Below are 16,977 nucleotides of genomic sequence, written 5' to 3'. Positions count from 1 at the left end.
GCGCCCCGGTCGACGAAGGCCCTCGCACGTCGGGATCCTCAGGGGTAGGACAGCAGCACCATCACCCGGCCGTCGGCCGACGGTGCGGGAAAGTCGCCGAGATCGAAGCCGTAGTACTCGATCTGATCGTCGGTGACGTCGTCGATGACCTTGCCCTGGGTGTGCACTGTGTCGTCGCGGACGTCCTTCATGACGCCGACGAAGTCCGGCACCGAGAGCGATTCGGCAAGCAGCAGCGCTTCGCCGCCGGCCGGAAGGTCCACCAGCACACCGGCTCCCGCGTAATTGTTGCCACCGCGCCCGGTGCCGTTGGGAGCCCAGTAGACGGGCTCACCGGCCAATCGTCCTTCCACCCGGCGGTAGTGGCCGGCCTGCGAGTCGTCTCCCACGGCGACCACCGGCAGCGCGTCGATGGTCCGCTGCTGCTGCCAGAACATCCAGCCCAGCGGAATGGCGACGATTGCATAGATCACCACCATCAGCATCAGGACCGGCTTCCACGCGATCTCCCAACCGAGCCTGCGCTGCGACAGACCCACCTCGGCCGTCTGCTTATCCAGCGCGCTGCGCCCGAATCGGAAGACGTACCAAGCCAATAGGCGGGCGACCGCCATGAGTGCCAGCACGATGAGCCCGACAAAGCCGGCCACCCGGAAGTAGAAGGTGCTGTCGCCGTTGTTCTCGGTCGCCAGCACCATGGTCGCGGGGATCGGCGCGGTCAGCAGCAGAAGCAATGCGTACGACGGATGGCTCGTCAGGTAGATGTAGTGCGCGGTCCACGAGCGGTTGCCCGCCAAGACGGTGAAGTCGCCGACGTCGGCCTTGACCATCGGGGTCCACGACCCCTGCACCACCCGCGGACGAACCAGACCGCGGACGTAGAAGAAGCCCGCCACGAGCGCGACAGCGAGAGCCCCCCAGAAGATCCCGGGCATCGACTCGCCGGTGCCGGGAACCCCGAACGCCCCGCGGATGTCGATGACCTTGGCGATGAAAAAGCTCAGCGGCAGTGCAAAGAACAATTCGACCAGCCACATCTGGATCAGTTGCGGTATGCGCGATCCGATCCGGTCGAAGGCGAGAACCCCTCGCCAGATGAACTGCAGTACCCGCATAAGCCGGGACAATAGTGCGCGCACACGGCCTGACCGGCCGAGTTACGTAACGCAGTGGCGGAAAGCGGCCTCGAAAACCGCCACAGCGTTACGCAAGTTCGTCCGCCAGCCCGAGCCAGCGGGACGCTAAGAAAAGTTTCACAGAACGACGACGTTTGCCCAATTGTTCCACGCCGCAACGGCACCCCGTTGCAGCAGTTGGACTGCGGCCTCAGGCAAGTTCGTCCGCCATCGCCCGGGCCAGATCCGGCAGCCATGCCCTGTCGGCGGGTACCCACCGGAGTCCGTCGAGGTCGCCGGCCCGGACCCAGCGCAGCGCCCGGTGGTCGTGCGGCGTCAACTCGCCGCCGGCGCGGACGACGACATAGGCCCGCAGGCTCGTCGTCGCGCTCAGCGCGACGTCCCCGCCGATGCGATTACCCACCGTCACGTGCACTCCGAGTTCCTCGTGCAGCTCACGCGCCAATGCCGATTCGTCGCTCTCGCCCGGCGCGACCTTGCCGCCGGGCAGTTCCCACAGCCCAGCCAGCTCCGGCGGGCGGTTGCGCTGAGCCACGAGCAGCGCCCCGTCCTCGATCAAGGCACCCGCGACCACGATCAGGTTTGGCATCGGCGCAGACGGTATACCTTCGAGGGCATGGCTGTGTTAACGGATGAACAAGTGGACGCCGCACTGCCCGAACTGAACGGCTGGGAGCGCGCCGACGGCGCACTGCGGCGATCGGTCAAATTCCCCGCGTTCCTCGACGGTATCGACGCCGTCCGGCGGGTAGCTGAGCACGCCGAAAGTAAGGACCATCATCCCGACATCGATATCCGTTGGCGGACAGTAACTTTCGCTTTGGTCACGCACTCCGAGGGCGGAATTACCGACAAGGACCTGGAGATGGCGCGGGAGATCGACGGGATCCTCGGATAGCGATCCAGGCCAGCGTCGCCAACGTCGCGACGATGTAGATCAGACCGGCCCAGGCGAGATACCACGGCCGCGGGATCACCCAGATCGTCGGCTGGGCGAAGCTGAGTAGCCACGGCACGCCGATCAGGGTGAGAACGAGCCATCCCCAACCCAGTACCCGCGCCCCCAGCTGCGCCCGCAGTGGTCCGTGCAACAGCCAGATCATCAGCGGGATGAGCCAGACCCAGTGGTGCGTCCACGAAATCGGCGACAGCAGCAATCCGAACAGCGAAACGATGACGATCCCGCCCAGCCTGTCGGTCGCGCCGTCGACCGCTCGCCATGCCAGCAGCGCCAGCGCGGCCGTGACCACCACTCCGATCAGCACGACGGGTCCGTAGCCGGCGTCGTGACCCAGGATGCGCGAGATGCCGCCCCGCCACGACTGGTTGAACGACGTGCCGACGGGGCCGACGCGGTCGGCGTCGCCGAGCAGTTCGGTGAAGTAGTAACGAGTCTGGTCACCGACGAGCAGCGCCGACACGCCGATGGTGAGAAAGAAGACGACGGCAGAGAACATCACCGCGGCCCACCGCCGGGCGCCGACGAAATACAGACCGGCCACCGCGGGGGTGAGCTTCACGCCGGCGGCGAGCCCGACGAGCAGACCTGACAACCACCACTTCGACGTGTGGACCGCGCACAGGATCGCGAGCACCAGCGCAACATTGACCTGCCCGTAGTCGAAGGTACTGCGCAGCGGCTCGGTCCAGATGCCGACCGCGGTCCAGAGCATCGCGACACGCCGGTCACCGCCGCCGAGCAGGCGCTGGCTCATCCGCACCACGCCGTAGAGCGCTGCGATGATGCCGATCTGCCAAGCGAAGGCGACCAGCCCGAACGGCAGCAGGTGCAGCGGATAGAACACCACCGCCGCGAACGGCGGATAGGTGAACGGGAGCGGGAAGTCCGGAGTCTGGTCGCCGTAGACATAGTCGTAGAGGGTGCCGGGGCCGTCGAGTTCAGCAGCTCCGCCGACGTAGACGTGCAGGTCGACGAAGTTCGCGCCGTTGGGCACCAGATACGTCCACGCGAGCCGGGCGGCGATGCTGAGGATCAGCAGTGCGGGCGCAAGCCGTGCCAGACGGGCCGCGAGCGTCGGCGCCTCAGATTCGGTGGTGTCTATCCGACTGACTCTAGCGAGCGATCACCATCCGCCTTCAACGCCGTAACGGTTGCATAAATGCCACATGTGTCACTTGAGTAACTCCAGTAACAAGCTAGCTTCGGGTGCAGGCATGACATCGATGTCATTCACTGCCGACCAAGGATTGGGAGATCTGATGCACCGCACCCGGAAACTGTTCGCAACAACGATCATCGCCGCAGCTGGGGCGGTTTCGGCGGCGGTGGCGTTCAGCGCCTCGGCCACCGCGCAGCCCGCACCGGCCCCCGCGCCCGCACCCGAAATCCCGGGCCTGCCGTTCCTGCAGCAGCTGGCCGCCAACCCGGCTGCCGCCACGCAGCTCATGCAGGGCTTCACCAATCTGCTGGGCAATGCCGGCGCGACCCCTGCGGCCACGGCGACCACCACGCCGGCGACCCCGGTCACGGGCCCTGGCGCGACGGCGTCGATCAACCTGCCGCAGCCCGCGGCGGTTCTGCCCGCGAGCATCGCGCCCGGGTCGAGCCTGCCCGGGGCGACCCCGATCGGCGGCGGCAACGTCACCACGGTGCCCGTTGCCAACACCACGACGACGGCGCCCGCTGCCGCACCCGTGTCGCCGCTGGCAGGGCTGACCGACTCGCTCGGACTCGCAGGGCTCATGCCCGCGGGCAACCCGTTGGCGGGCCTGCTGCCCACCGGTGCGACGGCACCGGTCGCCGCCGCACCGGCTCCCGCCGCACCGTTGACGGTCGCACCTGTGTTGACCCCGCTGTCGGCCCTGCCGTGACGCGCTGATCAAACCCAGGCCAACTGAAACCCGTTGAACTACCTACACATTGGGGGATCATGACCACGAACCGGCTCATCACCGCGATGGCAGTGTGCACGTCCGCTGCGCTGCTGACCGTCGGCGTGACCGGGGTGGCTCACGCCGAACCGGCAGCGCCGCTACCTGCTCCGCTGCCGATCGATGGGAGCTTGGCCCCAGGCTTGCCGGCGATGCAGAGCCTGGGCCCGGTGATCCAGCAGGCCGCGTCTGATCCCACCAATGCAGCATCGATGTTGATGGCCGCCGCCGCGGTGTTCGCGGGAGACATGGCTGCGCCACAGCCCTCTCGCGACGTCGCGTCGGCGGTCAACACATTCGTCGCTCAACCCGCCGCCCACGTTCCCGCCGCCGGTGCGGTACCGGGAGTCGAGGCGCATCTCCCGGCGGGCATCAACCCCGCCAATGCCGTCGGACCCGTTCAGGAAGCGCTGCCGTTGGAGCACGCCCCAGCGGCCGTCGTCCCGACGCCGGGGACGGGCCCGGCACCCGGCCCGGCGCCCGAGGTTGCAGCCCCGGCGACTCCCGTGGCGGCACCTGCCCCGGCGGCCGCGCCCGCTCCTGCCCCCGGGGCTGCTGCCCCGGGGTTGACCGGACCGAATGCGCCGGTCACCCAGGACTTCCTGTATCCGTCGATCAGCAACGGCTGCCTCGCCGATGGCGGCAACGTGCTCGCGGCCGCGATCTCGGTGGCGGGCCCCGCGTCCATTCCGCTGCCCGGCCCCGGCCCTGGCCAGACGGCATACGTGTTCACCGCGATCGGAACCCCCGGCCCCGCCGCCGAGCAGAAGCTGCCGCTGAACGCCACCTGGGTGAACCTGACGACCGGCAAGTCGGGCAGCGTCACCCTCAAGCCCCGCCCCGACCTGAACCCGCAGGGCCCGACGACGCTCACCGCGATCGCAGACACCGGTTCGGGCAGCATCATGTCGACGATCTTCGGTCAAGTCACCACGACCGAGAAGCAGTGCCAGTTCATGCCGACGATCGGTTCGACCGTCGTCCCCTGACCCCGCTTCACGCCTTCCGCGAAATATCATTCCGGGTCGTCGTGGGTGCTCAGATCGCAGCCCGGAATGATATTTCGCGGTAGGTCAGTAGGCCATGAACAGGATGGCGTCGCGGTCGTAGTCGCGACCCGGGTGCACCTCTGACAGGTGCGCCTGAGCCTTCTCGACGAGGTCGTCCTCGTCCTTGCCGGTGATGGCTTCGCCGCAGGGGCAGTTGAGGTGAGTCTTCATAGGTTCACAATGGCACAGCGTTCGCCGTGCCATGAGACAAGATCGTCAACATGGACCTCTATGACGTGATGCGGACGACCGGCGCGGTTCGGCGATTCACCGACGATCCACTTCCCGACGACGTGCTGAGGCGGATCCTCGACAACGCCCGCTTCGCGCCGAGCGGCGGCAACCGCCAGGGCGTGCGGGTGATCGCACTGCGTGACCTCGGCACACGGGAGGCACTCAGCAAACTGTGCGTCACGGGTGCGCGCCGCTACGTCGCGCAGAAGCGCAACGGCGAGAACCCCTGGAACCCGTTGCAGCCCATGGGCGTGACGCCGGAGCAGCTCGCCGCCACCGAGGTGCCCGCCGAACTGTCGACGCCGCTGCTGACCTCGGCTGTGGTCCTCGTGGTGTGTGTGGACCTCGGCGTCGTGGCCGCGTTCGACCAAGATCTCGACCGCATCGGCGTGATCGCGGGTGCGTCGGTCTACCCGTTCGTCTGGAACGTGCTGCTCGCCGCACGCAACGAAGGCTTCGGCGGCGTCCTGACCACGATGGCCGTCGCCGAGGAGCCCCGGGTGAAGGAACTGGTCGGCATCCCCGACGGATTCGCCGTCGCCGCCGTGCTGCCGCTGGGCAAGCCGCAGCATCAGGTCAGCAAGCTCACTCGCCGGCCGGTGTCGGAGTTCGCTACCCGCGAGAGATTCGACGGCGAGTCTCTATGACGGCACGCCCGTCGCGTGAGACCTTGGACATGTGACGGTCACGTTGGGTTATGCCACGGCCGTACCCGGCTGCGGGGATTTGGACGAACAGCTCACCCAGCTCGCCGAAGCGGGGGTCGATCCGCGGCGGATCTTCACCGACAAGACCGCCGGCTCGGCCGACAAGATGCGCGCAGGGTTGCTGGCTTTGCTCAGCTACGCGCGACCGGGCGATGTCGTCGTCGTGGCCGCGCTGGAACGACTGGGGCGCTCGGTGACCGAGGTGACGCAGACCGTCGCCGACCTCACCACGCGCGGAATCACGTTGCGCTGCCTGCAGAACGGTCTCGACACCGCGACGTCGACCGGCCGCGTCGTCGCGAAGGTGCTCACCGATCTGGCCGCGCTCGACGCCAGCCACACCGAGGGCGCGCACAGACCGTAAGTCAGGCCTTGGCGGCCTTCGCTGCGCCTATGGCTCAGGCCTTGGCGGCCTTCGCTGCGCCTATGGCTCAGGCCTTGGCGGCCTTCGCTGCCGCCTTGGCTTCCTTCTTGTACGACCGCACCTTCTGCAGCGACCCCGCATCTTTCACGTCGGCCACCGACATGTGCGTGCCCGCCTTACCGTAATCACCGGCCGCCGCGCGCCAGCCCTTGGCGTTGACGCCGTACTGCTTGCCCAGCAGAGCGAGGAAGATCTTGGCCTTCTGCTCACCGAAGCCCGGCAGCGCCTTGAGACGACGCAGCACCTCGGCGCCGTCGGCACCGTCGGACCACAGCGCCGCCGCGTCGCCGCCGTACTCGTCGACGATCACCTGCGCCAACGCCTGGACGCGCTTGGCCATCGACCCCGGAAAGCGATGCACCGCAGGCGTTTGCGCGCACAGCTCCGCGAATCCTTCCGGGTCGTAGTCGGCGATCACGCGGGCATCGAAGCTACCGATGCGGTCCTCGATCTTCTTCGGACCGCCGAACGCCACCTCCATCGGGATCTGCTGATCGAGCAGCATGCCGACGAGCAGTGCGAACGGGTTGGCCTCCAGAAGCGCGTCGGCAGCGGGTTCCTGAACTAACTGCAGTTTCGCCACTCGACCAGTTTAAGGTGGGGCCACCCGCACGCGAGGAGCAGAACTGATGCCCGGCGAGCTCGCGATCGTTCTCACTGCCGCACTGATTCTCCTTGCCGTCGCCGCCGTCGTCCTCGCCGTGCGCACCCGACGCGTCGTCGCGACCCCCACCGAACGGGCCGTGCACGCAGCCCTGCACACTGCGTCGTTGGCCGCCCATGCGCTGCGCCGGGGCCTTGACACCGACTCCGCCCACACCGCCGCGCCGTTCCTGCGCGGGCTCACCGGCAGCGACGCCCTGGCCGTGTACGACGGCGACGGACAACTGCTCGCCCGAGACCCCGACGACAATTGGGACGACGACCTCGTCGAGGCCTGTGAGCGCGCGGCACGACAATCGATCTCCGGTGGACGCCGGGTGATGACGCACGCCAGGACCTCGGTGGTGGTCGGCCAGCCGATGGTCAACGAGGTCGACGACATGCTGGGAGTGCTGGTCATCGTCACGACCCGCTCCCCCGGGCCGGGAACGCTCGGCGCCGTCGGCGAAGTCGCGCGGTACGCCGCCAGCCAGATCGAGCTCGCCGAGCTCGACGCGTCACGCGCCCGCCTCGATCGCGCCGAGGTGCTGGCGCTGCGGGCTCAGATCAGCCCCCACTTCATCTACAACGCGCTCAACACGATCGCGTCGTTCGTACGCACCGATCCCGACCGGGCCCGCGAGCTCATCCTCGAGTTCGCCGATTTCACCCGCTACTCGTTCCGCGCCGCAGGCCAATTCACCACGCTGGCTGACGAACTGCGCAATATCGACCGCTACCTCACCCTCGAGCGGGCCCGGTTCGGGACGGCGTTGAAGGTGACGCTGCGCGTCGCCCCCGAGGTGCTCAACGTCGTCGTCCCGTTCCTTGCGTTGCAGCCCCTGGTGGAGAACGCGGTGCGGCACGGCTTCGCCGGACGGGGCAGCGGGTCGATCGAGTTGATCGCGCGCGACGAAGGGTCCGACTGCGTCATCACCGTCGAAGACGACGGCGTCGGCATGGATCCCGACGCCCTGCGCGCTGGACCCGGTGACGCGCTCTCCGAGGGTGCCGAGGAGAACGAGGGCGCCGGTGCGCATGTGGGGCTGACCAATGTCGACCATCGCCTGCGCGCGGCGTTCGGCAACGACTACGGTCTGGTGGTCGAAACCGCGATCGGCGCGGGCACCAAGGTCATCATGAGGGTGCCCAAGTTCCGGTCCGGGGTTCGGGCCAGCGGAGGTGGATTCGGGGTGGGCACGTGACGAAGCCGCTCACGGTGCTCGCCGTCGACGACGAGGCCCCCGCCCTCGACGAGCTCGCCTACCTGCTGGACAGGCATCCGTGCATCGCCGAGGTCTTCCGGGCCGGCGACGCGACGTCGGCACTGCGAGAACTCAATCTGCATGCCATCGATGCCGTGTTCCTTGACATCAACATGCCCGGACTCTCCGGGATCGAGCTCGCCGGCGTCCTGGCCAACTATGCGCAGCGGCCCGCGATCGTGTTCGTCACCGCCCACGACGACAAGGCCGTCGCGGCTTTCGACGTCGGCGCTGTCGACTATCTGCTCAAGCCGATCCGCGAAGACCGTCTCGACGAGGCCGTGCGCCGAGCCGCTGCCGCGCACACCGCTGCGCCCGCCCTCCCCGAGGAGGAGGAACCGGAGTCCGACGTCATTCCCGCCGAGCTCGGCGGCGTCACCCACCTCGTCCCGCGCGACAGCATCGGCTGGGTCGAAGCCGAAGGCGACTACGCGCGGCTGCATTCCGCGTCAGGGTCTCACCTGGTGCGCATTCCCCTCAGCACGCTCGAAACGCGTTGGCGCGAGCACGGTTTCCAGCGTGTGCACCGGTCCTATCTGGTCGCACTGCGGCTGGTGACCGGCCTGCGTAATGCCGACGGCGCAGTTCTGGTGCGGCTACGGGCCAACGGTGCGTCGCCAGCCGTCGAGCTTCCCGTGAGCAGGCGGCAGGCTCGGGAATTGCGAGACCGGCTGGTGCGCAACCCGATGCGGAGCCTGCGGCCCGCCGGGAGTTCGGATGACCAGTAACGAACCGCCGCAACGCCAACGGGTCGTCCTGGCCCACCGCCGCGGAGCCCGCATGGTGCGCACCCGCGTCGAGGTGCAGGAACAGACCCAGGTCGGCGATGCGCTGGTCCGCGGGCTAGTGCGCGCGCAGCTCGGACTGGCCCTGCGGCTGGCCGCCGTGGTGGTCGGGCTGATAGGTGCCATCCCACTGCTCAACGCGGTCTTTCCCGGCCTCGGCGCCGTCACCGTGTTCGGACTTCGGCTGAACTGGCTGGTGCTGGCCGGACTGGTGTATCCGCTGCTGTACGGCATCGGCTGGTTCTATGTGCGGCTCGCCGAGCAGGGCGAGCGTGACTTCGTCGGCGTCGTCGACGCCGAGCCATGACCGGCTCACCGTTGACGGCCGCCGCACTGCTCGCCGCGGCCGTCGCCACCGTCGCGATCGGCGCCTACGGGGTTCGGTTCTCCCGCACCACATCCGACTTCCTCGTGGCGTCGCGCACCGTCGGCCCGCAGTGGAACGCCGCTGCCATCTCCGGTGAATACCTCTCAGCCGCATCGTTTCTCGGCGTCGCAGGACTGATCGCAAAGTACGGCGCCGATGCGCTGTGGTATCCGGTCGGCTTCACCGCCGGCTATCTGGGGCTGCTGCTGTTCGTCGCGGCCCCGCTGCGGCGCTCGGGCGCCTACACCGTCCCCGACTTCGCCGAGTTCCGGCTCGGCTCGGCACGGCTGCGCAAGATCGCGATGCTCGTCGTCGTCGTGATCTGCATCTTCTACCTGGTCCCCCAGTACCAGGGAGCGGGCCTGGCATTGAAAATCCTTCTCGGCACGCCCGTCTGGCTCGGCCCGGTCGCCGTCGGCGCGATCGTGATCACCAATGTCGTGGCCGGCGGCATGCGTTCGATCACGTTCGTGCAGGCATTCCAGTACTGGCTCAAACTGACCGCCGTCGCGATTCCGGCGCTGGCGTTGACCGGGTTGTTCGTCAGTGACCCGGGCGGAGAACTCGGCGCACCAATGCCCCCCACCGTTCAGCAGGACACCGTCGTCGCGATCGAGACCGACGTCGTCGTCCAGGTCGACGATCCCCGCGGGCTGACGGTGACGGGCACCCTGGACGGGAAGCCGGTGGACGGGGCGACGATCGCCGGCGCCGGCGAGCACGTCCTCAGTGCGGGCAGCACCCTGAACCTGGCCCAGGGTGCGGCCGCCCCCGTCGTGGCGGGCACCCCGAGCACCGGATCGGACTGGATTGCATCCGGCGGTGGACTGGGCGGCCAGCACCCGCTCTACCAGGTGCTGTCGATCATGGTGGCGACGTTCCTCGGGACGATGGGACTGCCACACGTACTGGTGCGCTTCTACACCAACCCCGACGGCCGTGTGGCGCGCCGCACGGCGTTGGCAGTGATCGCGCTGCTGTCGCTGTTCTATATTTTCCCGACGCTGCTCGGAGTGTTCTCCCGACTCTATGTGCCCCGGTTGCTCATCACCGGAAATGCCGATGCGGCAGTGCTTCTCGCGCCCAGCTCGGCGATCGACGGGGTGGCCGGACAACTGCTGGCCGCGCTGGTGGCCGCAGGTGCGATCGCGGCCTTCCTGGCCACCTCCTCGGGGTTCTGGTGAGCTTCGCCGGGGCGCTGGCCACCGATGTACTGCCGGGCCGGGTTCGGGACTTCCGCCTGGCGGCCGTCCTCGGCGGGTTGATCCCGATTCCGTTGGCGCTGGCGGCTTCTGGCGGGCTGGAACTGTCGCGCAGCGTCGGACTTGCGTTCGCGGTCGCCGCCTCGACACTGTGCCCGCTGCTGGTCCTGGGCATCTGGTGGCGCGGCTTGACGGCCAGAGGTGCGGCGTGGGGTCTCGCGGTGGGTGGGCTACTTTCCGGCGTGGCGGTGACGGTCGCGGTGGCGGGCGGCGTCGCCGAGGACGTCCTCGCAGGCTGGCCTGCCGTGATGATCGGCTACCCCGCGGCAGTCAGCGTGCCGCTGGCGTTCGCGACGATGATCATCGTCAGCAGGCTGACTCGTGCCGACGTGCCGAGCGATGTGGCGCAGACGTTCGCACGGATGCATGTGCCGGAGAACCTCGGCATGGGCATCGAGCGCATGCCGCGCGGCCAGAGTTGACGACCGGCGCCGTTCGTCGCCGCTCATCGACCGCTCAGCGCACACACCACCGAGCTCACCGTGTGACCTGCGTTGACGCTGGGTATGTGACCTGCATCTCAACTACGTTCACCCAAGAGCCGGTTCACAAGTCGTAGGAGTGTGAGATCAAGGTGTCCGAAACAGACCTTCCGATTCGCCCGGAAGCCATCAGCGGTGATCGCTATCTAGAAGTACAGGCCAGCCCCGAGTTTCAGGAACTGCGAAGTCGGCTGCGCCGCTTCGTCTTTCCGATGACCGCGGTGTTCCTCGTCTGGTACGGCATCTACGTCATGCTCGGTGCCTTCGCCGACGAATTCATGGCCACCAAGGTGTGGGGCGACATCAACGTCGGCTTGATCATCGGCCTCGGCCAGTTCCTGTCCACATTCATCATCACCGCGCTCTATGTCCGGTTCGCCAACCGCGAGCTGGATCCGCGCGCCGGAGCGCTGCGCGAGCAATTGGAGAGTGAGATCAAATGACCAGCACCCTCGTGGCTGCCGAGGCCGTCGGCAATCCCGCTGCCAACATCGGCATCTTCAGCCTTTTCGTCGTCGTCACGATGATCGTCGTGATCCGGGCGAGCAAGAAGAACGCCACCGCCGACGAGTTCTTCACCGGCGGCCGAGGCTTCTCCGGCCCGCAGAACGGGATCGCGATCGCCGGTGACTACCTGTCTGCCGCCAGCTTCCTCGGCATCGCCGGGGCCATCGCCGTCTACGGTTACGACGGCTTCCTCTATTCGATCGGCTTCCTCGTCGCCTGGCTGGTCGCCCTGCTGCTGGTCGCTGAATTGCTGCGTAACACAGGCAAATTCACGATGGCCGACGTGCTGAGCTTCCGGCTCAAGCAGCGGCCGGTGCGGCTGGCGGCGGCGACGAGCACGCTGACGGTCTCACTGTTCTACCTGCTCGCGCAGATGGCGGGCGCGGGCGGTCTGGTGGCCTTGCTGCTCGACATCAACAGCCGGACCGGGCAGTCGGTCGTCATCGCGGTCGTCGGCATCTTGATGATCGTCTACGTCCTCGTCGGCGGTATGAAGGGCACCACCTGGGTGCAGATCATCAAGGCCGTCCTGCTCATCGCCGGCGCCGGGCTCATGACGGTGATGGTGCTGGTGAAGTTCGGCGTGAACTTCTCGGAGATCCTCGGCTCGGCGCAGGCCGCGATCACCGGATCCGCCTCCGAGGCGGTGGCGTCCCGGGACGTGCTGGCGCCCGGCGCCCAATACGGCGGCTCGCTGACCTCACAGATCAACTTCATCTCCCTGGCGCTGGCCCTGGTGCTCGGCACCGCGGGCCTGCCGCACGTGCTGATGCGCTTCTACACGGTGCCGACGGCCAAAGAAGCTCGGCGGTCCGTCGTCTGGGCGATCGCGTTGATCGGCGCGTTCTACCTGTTCACCCTGGTGCTGGGCTACGGCGCGGCGGCGCTGGTCGGTCCCGACCGGATTCTGGGCGCGGCCGGCGGCGTGAACTCCGCGGCTCCACTGCTGGCGTTCGAGCTCGGCGGCGTCATCCTGCTCGGCATCATCTCGGCGGTCGCATTCGCGACGATTCTCGCCGTGGTCGCCGGCCTCACCATCACCGCGTCGGCATCGTTCGCGCACGACATCTACGCGTCGGTGTTGAAGTCTCACAAGGTGACCGAGGCCGAGCAGGTGAAGGTCTCGCGCATCACCGCTGTGGTGCTCGGTGTGTTCGCGATCGGCCTTGGCATCCTCGCCAACGGCCAGAACGTCGCGTTCCTGGTGGCACTGGCCTTCGCGGTCGCCGCGTCGGCGAACCTGCCGACCATCGTGTACTCGCTGTACTGGAAGCGGTTCAACACCCGCGGCGCGCTGTGGAGCATGTACGGCGGCCTGATCTCGTGCATCGTGCTGATCGTCTTCTCCCCCGCGGTGTCGGGCAGCAAGACGGCGATGATCCCGGGCGCAGACTTCTCGTGGTTCCCGCTGGCCAACCCGGGCATCGTCTCCATTCCGCTGGCGTTCCTGCTCGGTATCGTCGGCACGCTGACCTCGCCGGACCGTGGCGATCCGAAGATCAACGCCGAGATGGAGGTCCGTTCGCTGACCGGCATCGGCGCAGAGAAGGCGATCGCCCACTAGCCAGGTCCGCCGAAACTGCATTCCGTGCGCGAAAAATCGCGGCAAGACCGCACGGAATGCAGTTTCGGCGTCTAGGTGGTTTTACTCAGATGCCGGGGGCCCGGGCGGGTCGAGAATTGGTGCATGAGCGCAGCCACGCTGTTTCCTCGCCCCGCGGATGTGGAGGCGAGCACCCCGCCCGGCCGTGACCGGGCCATCGACGTCATCCGGATCACCGCCCTGCTGGCCGTCGTCATCGGCCACACGGTCATGGCGACGAGCATCATTCGTGACGACGTCTTCATCTGGAGCAACCTGCTCACCGGGTCGCCGGTGTTTCAGGCCCTGACGTGGGTGTTCCAGATAATGCCGTTGTTCTTCTTCGCCGGCGTCGCCGCATCGGTGCAGTCGTGGGCACCCGGCAGCAGCTGGGGTAACTGGCTGATGCGGCGCTGCACGAGGCTGTACCGGCCGGTGTTCTACTACCTGGCGTTCTGGGTGGCGACGCTGGTGGTGCTCAAGTTTTTGTTGCCGATTCACGTCTATGAGCCCGTAGCCGGGATCTCGACACAGCTTCTCTGGTTTCTCGGCGCCTACGTGTTGGTACTCGCCGCTGTCCCGGCGCTTGCCGGCATCACCACCACAGGCCGGTTCGTCGCGGCGGCGGTGACCGCGTACGCGGTGGTTGCCGCCGTCGACGCTATTCGGATCAATGTCGACGTGTGGCCGCTGTTCGGCTATCTCAACCTGTCGATGTGGCTGATCCCCGGCATGTTCGGAGTCGCGTACCGGCGACGACTCCTGTCCGCGCGCGCGGCGTTGATCACCGGTGCGGCGATGTTCGCCGTCAACGCCGCGCTCGTCGCGTTCGGACCGTACGAGCTGAGCCTGGTCGGCATCGAGACCCAGCACCTCAAGAACATGTCACCGCCGTCGCTACTGCTTGCAGGACACGCAATCATGATGTGCGCGTTGGCGATTGCTGCCGCACCTGCTCTGACGCGGTGGGCGCGTAGGCCACGGGTCTGGTGGCTGACGGTGATCGGCAACTCCGGCGCGATGACGCTCTACCTGTGGCACATCCCGCTGCTGCTGGGCATGCACCTGGTTTTCGACTACCTCGGCTACCCGCGGTTCCCCGACGCGCCGCACTTCGTCACGCTGTCGGTACTGCAGATGGCGATCATGGTGCTCGCCGTCGGCGCGGCGTTCGTGGTGCTGCGACCACTGGAGAACGATCCGCTTCCGTTCTGGGACGGCGGTGTCGTCGCCCGCCCCGGTCTGCGCAGCGCAGCCGTGGGTTCACTGCTGTGCGTGGCGGGAGCGGCCACGCTGGGATCCGTCGGATGGGGCCTCAAGGACCTCGGCCTGTACTTCACTGTGACGACAGTGACAACACTCGTCGCCGCGCGACGCTTAGCAGTTCAAGACGCCGTCGCTGAAACCGACTGCCTTGCTTAGCCTCTCGAAGGCGTGCGAGTGCGGTCCGCAGCCCGTGCCCATCGACGTCGGGGGTTACTTCGAAGCGTCGATCGGACGCTGTTTCCGGCGCATCGTCGGACGTCGCAATCAGGAAGCGGTCGGGCAGAGACAGTTTCAGGATCGTCCTTTGGGCAAGCCACAGCTGCCGGAGGAACGGGCGGGAGTTGTACGGAAGGTCGTATTTGTCACACAGCGCCCGGACTCGAAGTGCTATCTCGGGGTATCGACTGCTGGGTAAGTCTGGAAAGAGGTGGTGTTCGATTTGATAACAGAGGTGGCCGCTAGCAAATGCCAACAATCGCCCTGCGTCGAAGTTGGCCGTACCCAGCATCTGCCGCAGATACCACTGTGGGCGGCGCTCGTCGCCGATGCTTTCGGGTGTGAACTTCTCTGCGCCGTCAGGGAAATGACCGCACACGATTACCGCATGCGTCCAGAGGTTGCGTAGGACGTTTGCCGTCAACGTCGCCCGAAGCACCTGTGCCCGTCGCCCGCCCGCCAGGAGCGGGAACACAAGGAAGTCCTTCACGATCTGGCGCTGAATCTTGATAGCGACACGGGACACCACCGCCTTGCGCTGCGCAGCACTGTCGAAGCGACGGCAGTCCGAGGCCAGGCCGTAGAGGGCGATTGCCCATTCGAATGTCGCGGCGAGCAGCAGGCTCTGCAGCGGCTGGAATGCGTGACGCCATTCCCAGGGCTGATCGCGCGTGACACGCAGGACATCCCAACCGATGTCGTAGTCCTTGCCGAGGACGTTCGTGAACTGGTGATGCTCGTAGTTGTGGGCGTAACGCCACTGAGCTGACACCCCGACCATGTCCCATTCCCAAGTTGCCGAATGGATTTCGGGATCGTTCATCCAGTCCCATTGCCCGTGGCCGATGTTGTGCCCGAGTTCCATATTCTCGACCGATTTGGCGACCGCCAGGCCGATGACTCCCAGCCACCGAACGCCGCGCCACGGGCACAGTATCGACAGCCTCGAGGTCAGTTCAAGCAGGCGCTGAAAGCGAATGACACGGTGGATGTATGCGGCGTCGGAAGTTCCGAGTGTGTCCTGGACATCTCGCCGAATCGCATCGAGTTCGTCGGTCAGCGTGTCCAGGTCCCCTGGCGTGAGGTGGGAGTAGCCGACGATGTCCGTAATCGCCACGATCAAGTCCTCCACTGAAACGGCTGGGCGATGCCCACGGCGGCGCCGGCCCCCTGTCAGTGAGCCCAAGTCGGGTTACGCAGCTATTTAGCAGTCTGCCATCGCCGACTCGCGCCCGCCGCCCCACAGTCCCAAATGTAAGAATTTGGCAATTGTTGCTGATCATCACACAAAGGCATCTTAGTGGAATTAACGCGCTGGAATGAGCAAATAGCAAACCATTGGGCGGCTGGCTACGTGCATAAAGTTGGCACACGGGTAACAGTGAACCAACGAAACAGGCAAATTACTAGGACGCAGCAGAAGCATGGAGAGACGCCGGCCACCGTGGGTTGCACGTCAGAGTGGGCGGATTACCGCGAAGACATGCCCACTAACCGCTCTTGCGACGGAACTCTCGGCGGTTCTCGACGGGCCCGTGCGCACCCTTGGACGACCTTGCACCGCCGTCCTTGTGGGCGGACCCTTTCGCCGCGTTGGCATTCTTGCGCTCCAGCGCTTCGCGAAACTTGCGCTTGTTGTCGTCCTCGGCAGGCTGGTCGGACTCTTTCGATGCCATACCGGCAGCGTAGTCCCGACGGGACCGAATTCGAGCGCTCAGCGCTTTCCCGGGGGCATGCCGTACACATGCGAGATCGGCAGTGTCATCAGCACCCGCCGGTCGTCGACCATCGCTCTGCGGTAGTCGTCCCAGTCCGGATGCTCCCCGGCAAGCTTGCGGTAGAGGTCCACGAGGCCCTCGACGGTGTCGTCGTGGGGGTTGGCGGCGGGCGGGGTCAGGACGGCGTCGCCTTCTGCGACGGCGTAGGCCCATCCGTCATCCGAGCTGACATGGATCGCGGCGCGGGGGTCGCGGCGTAGATTGCGTGTCTTGGCGCGCGGTTCGGTGATGGAGACCGCGATCGTCAGGTTGCGCGCGTCGAAGTGGTAAGAGACGTTCGACAGCTGAGCTCGGCCATCGCGCTTGATCGTGGCCAGAACCCCCAGCGAGTTTCCTGCGAGCAGCGCCAACAGCTTGTCGTCGAAGACGTCGCGGGTCATGGC

General features: G+C 66.8%; 19 protein-coding genes and 1 pseudogene. 12 read left to right on the top strand and 8 right to left on the bottom strand.

The window, feature by feature from the left end:
• Positions 1 to 38: 38 nt before the first annotated feature.
• On the bottom strand, positions 39 to 1,115 hold the full coding sequence (locus AWC12_RS17815) for a hypothetical protein (RefSeq protein ID WP_085175900.1): 1,077 nt from the start codon (positions 1,113 to 1,115) through the stop codon (positions 39 to 41).
• Positions 1,116 to 1,326: 211 nt separating this feature from the next.
• Positions 1,327 to 1,725, bottom strand: coding sequence for a (deoxy)nucleoside triphosphate pyrophosphohydrolase (locus tag AWC12_RS17810; protein WP_024448161.1), 399 nt, complete (start codon positions 1,723 to 1,725; stop codon positions 1,327 to 1,329).
• Between the two features lie 27 nt (positions 1,726 to 1,752).
• Between AWC12_RS17810 and AWC12_RS17805 the strand changes: the two genes are divergently transcribed.
• On the top strand, positions 1,753 to 2,034 hold the full coding sequence (locus tag AWC12_RS17805) for a 4a-hydroxytetrahydrobiopterin dehydratase (protein WP_081660092.1): 282 nt from the start codon (positions 1,753 to 1,755) through the stop codon (positions 2,032 to 2,034).
• Here the strand turns inward: AWC12_RS17805 and AWC12_RS17800 are convergent.
• Complete coding sequence (locus AWC12_RS17800; RefSeq protein WP_085175898.1) at positions 1,982 to 3,199, bottom strand: mannosyltransferase; 1,218 nt, start codon at positions 3,197 to 3,199, stop codon at positions 1,982 to 1,984. The genes AWC12_RS17805 and AWC12_RS17800 overlap by 53 nt on opposite strands.
• 157 nt (positions 3,200 to 3,356) lie before the next feature.
• Here AWC12_RS17800 and AWC12_RS17795 point away from each other — a divergent pair, with 157 nt between their 5' ends.
• Together AWC12_RS17795 and AWC12_RS17790 are read left to right on the top strand one after the other, a co-directional pair.
• On the top strand, positions 3,357 to 3,968 hold the full coding sequence (locus tag AWC12_RS17795) for a hypothetical protein (protein WP_024448164.1): 612 nt from the start codon (positions 3,357 to 3,359) through the stop codon (positions 3,966 to 3,968).
• Positions 3,969 to 4,027: 59 nt separating this feature from the next.
• Entirely contained in the window at positions 4,028 to 5,017 is a 990-nt protein-coding gene (locus AWC12_RS17790; RefSeq protein ID WP_024448165.1) for an Rv1157c family protein, read from the top strand.
• A gap of 84 nt (positions 5,018 to 5,101) precedes the next feature.
• Here AWC12_RS17790 and AWC12_RS17785 read toward each other — a convergent pair whose 3' ends face one another.
• Entirely contained in the window at positions 5,102 to 5,248 is a 147-nt protein-coding gene (locus AWC12_RS17785; protein ID WP_081660094.1) for a DUF1059 domain-containing protein, read from the bottom strand.
• Positions 5,249 to 5,298: 50 nt separating this feature from the next.
• On the opposite strand from AWC12_RS17785, the gene AWC12_RS17780 reads away from it, so the two are divergent.
• Both AWC12_RS17780 and AWC12_RS17775 read left to right on the top strand, forming a co-directional pair.
• Positions 5,299 to 5,958 carry a nitroreductase family protein gene (locus AWC12_RS17780; protein ID WP_085175896.1) on the top strand — a complete coding sequence of 220 codons (660 nt, stop codon included), beginning with the start codon at positions 5,299 to 5,301 and terminating at the stop codon, positions 5,956 to 5,958.
• 31 nt (positions 5,959 to 5,989) lie between these two features.
• A complete protein-coding gene (locus AWC12_RS17775; protein ID WP_024448167.1) occupies positions 5,990 to 6,382 on the top strand; it encodes a recombinase family protein in 393 nt (130 codons plus the stop codon).
• Positions 6,383 to 6,449: 67 nt separating this feature from the next.
• On the opposite strand, the gene AWC12_RS17770 is transcribed toward AWC12_RS17775, so the two are convergent.
• Complete coding sequence (locus tag AWC12_RS17770) at positions 6,450 to 7,025, bottom strand: HhH-GPD-type base excision DNA repair protein (RefSeq protein WP_085175882.1); 576 nt, start codon at positions 7,023 to 7,025, stop codon at positions 6,450 to 6,452.
• Positions 7,026 to 7,071: 46 nt separating this feature from the next.
• On the opposite strand from AWC12_RS17770, the gene AWC12_RS17765 reads away from it, so the two are divergent.
• The 7 genes and pseudogenes from AWC12_RS17765 to AWC12_RS17735 all read left to right on the top strand — a co-directional run bounded on the left by AWC12_RS17765 (position 7,072) and on the right by AWC12_RS17735 (position 14,756).
• The gene (locus AWC12_RS17765) at positions 7,072 to 8,289 is read left to right on the top strand and encodes a sensor histidine kinase (RefSeq protein WP_024448169.1); all 1,218 of its coding nucleotides are present in this window, start codon (positions 7,072 to 7,074) and stop codon (positions 8,287 to 8,289) included.
• Positions 8,286 to 9,077 carry a LytR/AlgR family response regulator transcription factor gene (locus AWC12_RS17760; protein WP_024448170.1) on the top strand — a complete coding sequence of 264 codons (792 nt, stop codon included), beginning with the start codon at positions 8,286 to 8,288 and terminating at the stop codon, positions 9,075 to 9,077. Before AWC12_RS17765 ends, AWC12_RS17760 begins: the two co-directional genes overlap by 4 nt.
• The gene (locus tag AWC12_RS17755; RefSeq protein WP_024448171.1) at positions 9,067 to 9,441 is read left to right on the top strand and encodes a DUF485 domain-containing protein; all 375 of its coding nucleotides are present in this window, start codon (positions 9,067 to 9,069) and stop codon (positions 9,439 to 9,441) included. The genes AWC12_RS17760 and AWC12_RS17755 overlap by 11 nt, the downstream gene beginning before the upstream one ends.
• Positions 9,438 to 11,185 (top strand): annotated as a pseudogene (locus tag AWC12_RS17750) (sodium/solute symporter). The gene AWC12_RS17755 and the pseudogene AWC12_RS17750 overlap by 4 nt, the downstream one beginning before the upstream one ends.
• A 152-nt stretch (positions 11,186 to 11,337) precedes the next feature.
• Positions 11,338 to 11,688: a DUF485 domain-containing protein gene (locus tag AWC12_RS17745; protein WP_024448173.1), complete on the top strand. Its 351-nt coding sequence runs from the start codon at positions 11,338 to 11,340 to the stop codon at positions 11,686 to 11,688.
• Positions 11,685 to 13,316 (top strand): monocarboxylic acid transporter, encoded by a 1,632-nt coding sequence (locus AWC12_RS17740; RefSeq protein ID WP_024448174.1) that lies wholly within the window; start codon positions 11,685 to 11,687, stop codon positions 13,314 to 13,316. Before AWC12_RS17745 ends, AWC12_RS17740 begins: the two co-directional genes overlap by 4 nt.
• A 123-nt stretch (positions 13,317 to 13,439) precedes the next feature.
• The gene (locus AWC12_RS17735) at positions 13,440 to 14,756 is read left to right on the top strand and encodes an acyltransferase family protein (RefSeq protein WP_024448175.1); all 1,317 of its coding nucleotides are present in this window, start codon (positions 13,440 to 13,442) and stop codon (positions 14,754 to 14,756) included.
• Here AWC12_RS17735 and AWC12_RS17730 read toward each other — a convergent pair.
• The 3 genes from AWC12_RS17730 to AWC12_RS17720 form a co-directional block, all read right to left on the bottom strand.
• Positions 14,671 to 15,933, bottom strand: coding sequence for a fatty acid desaturase family protein (locus AWC12_RS17730; protein WP_024448176.1), 1,263 nt, complete (start codon positions 15,931 to 15,933; stop codon positions 14,671 to 14,673). The two genes, AWC12_RS17735 and AWC12_RS17730, sit on opposite strands and share 86 nt — an antisense overlap.
• A gap of 373 nt (positions 15,934 to 16,306) precedes the next feature.
• Positions 16,307 to 16,492 carry a DUF5302 domain-containing protein gene (locus AWC12_RS17725; protein ID WP_024448177.1) on the bottom strand — a complete coding sequence of 62 codons (186 nt, stop codon included), beginning with the start codon at positions 16,490 to 16,492 and terminating at the stop codon, positions 16,307 to 16,309.
• 38 nt (positions 16,493 to 16,530) lie between these two features.
• Complete coding sequence (locus AWC12_RS17720) at positions 16,531 to 16,974, bottom strand: PPOX class F420-dependent oxidoreductase (protein WP_024448178.1); 444 nt, start codon at positions 16,972 to 16,974, stop codon at positions 16,531 to 16,533.
• Between the last annotated feature and the right edge of the window lie 3 nt (positions 16,975 to 16,977).

Origin of the sequence: Mycolicibacterium iranicum, assembly GCF_002101705.1 — a bacterium.
Lineage (GTDB): Bacteria > Actinomycetota > Actinomycetes > Mycobacteriales > Mycobacteriaceae > Mycobacterium > Mycobacterium iranicum.
The sequence above is the reverse complement of the archived record's forward strand: the minus strand, read 5'-3'. Positions and strand labels throughout refer to the sequence as shown.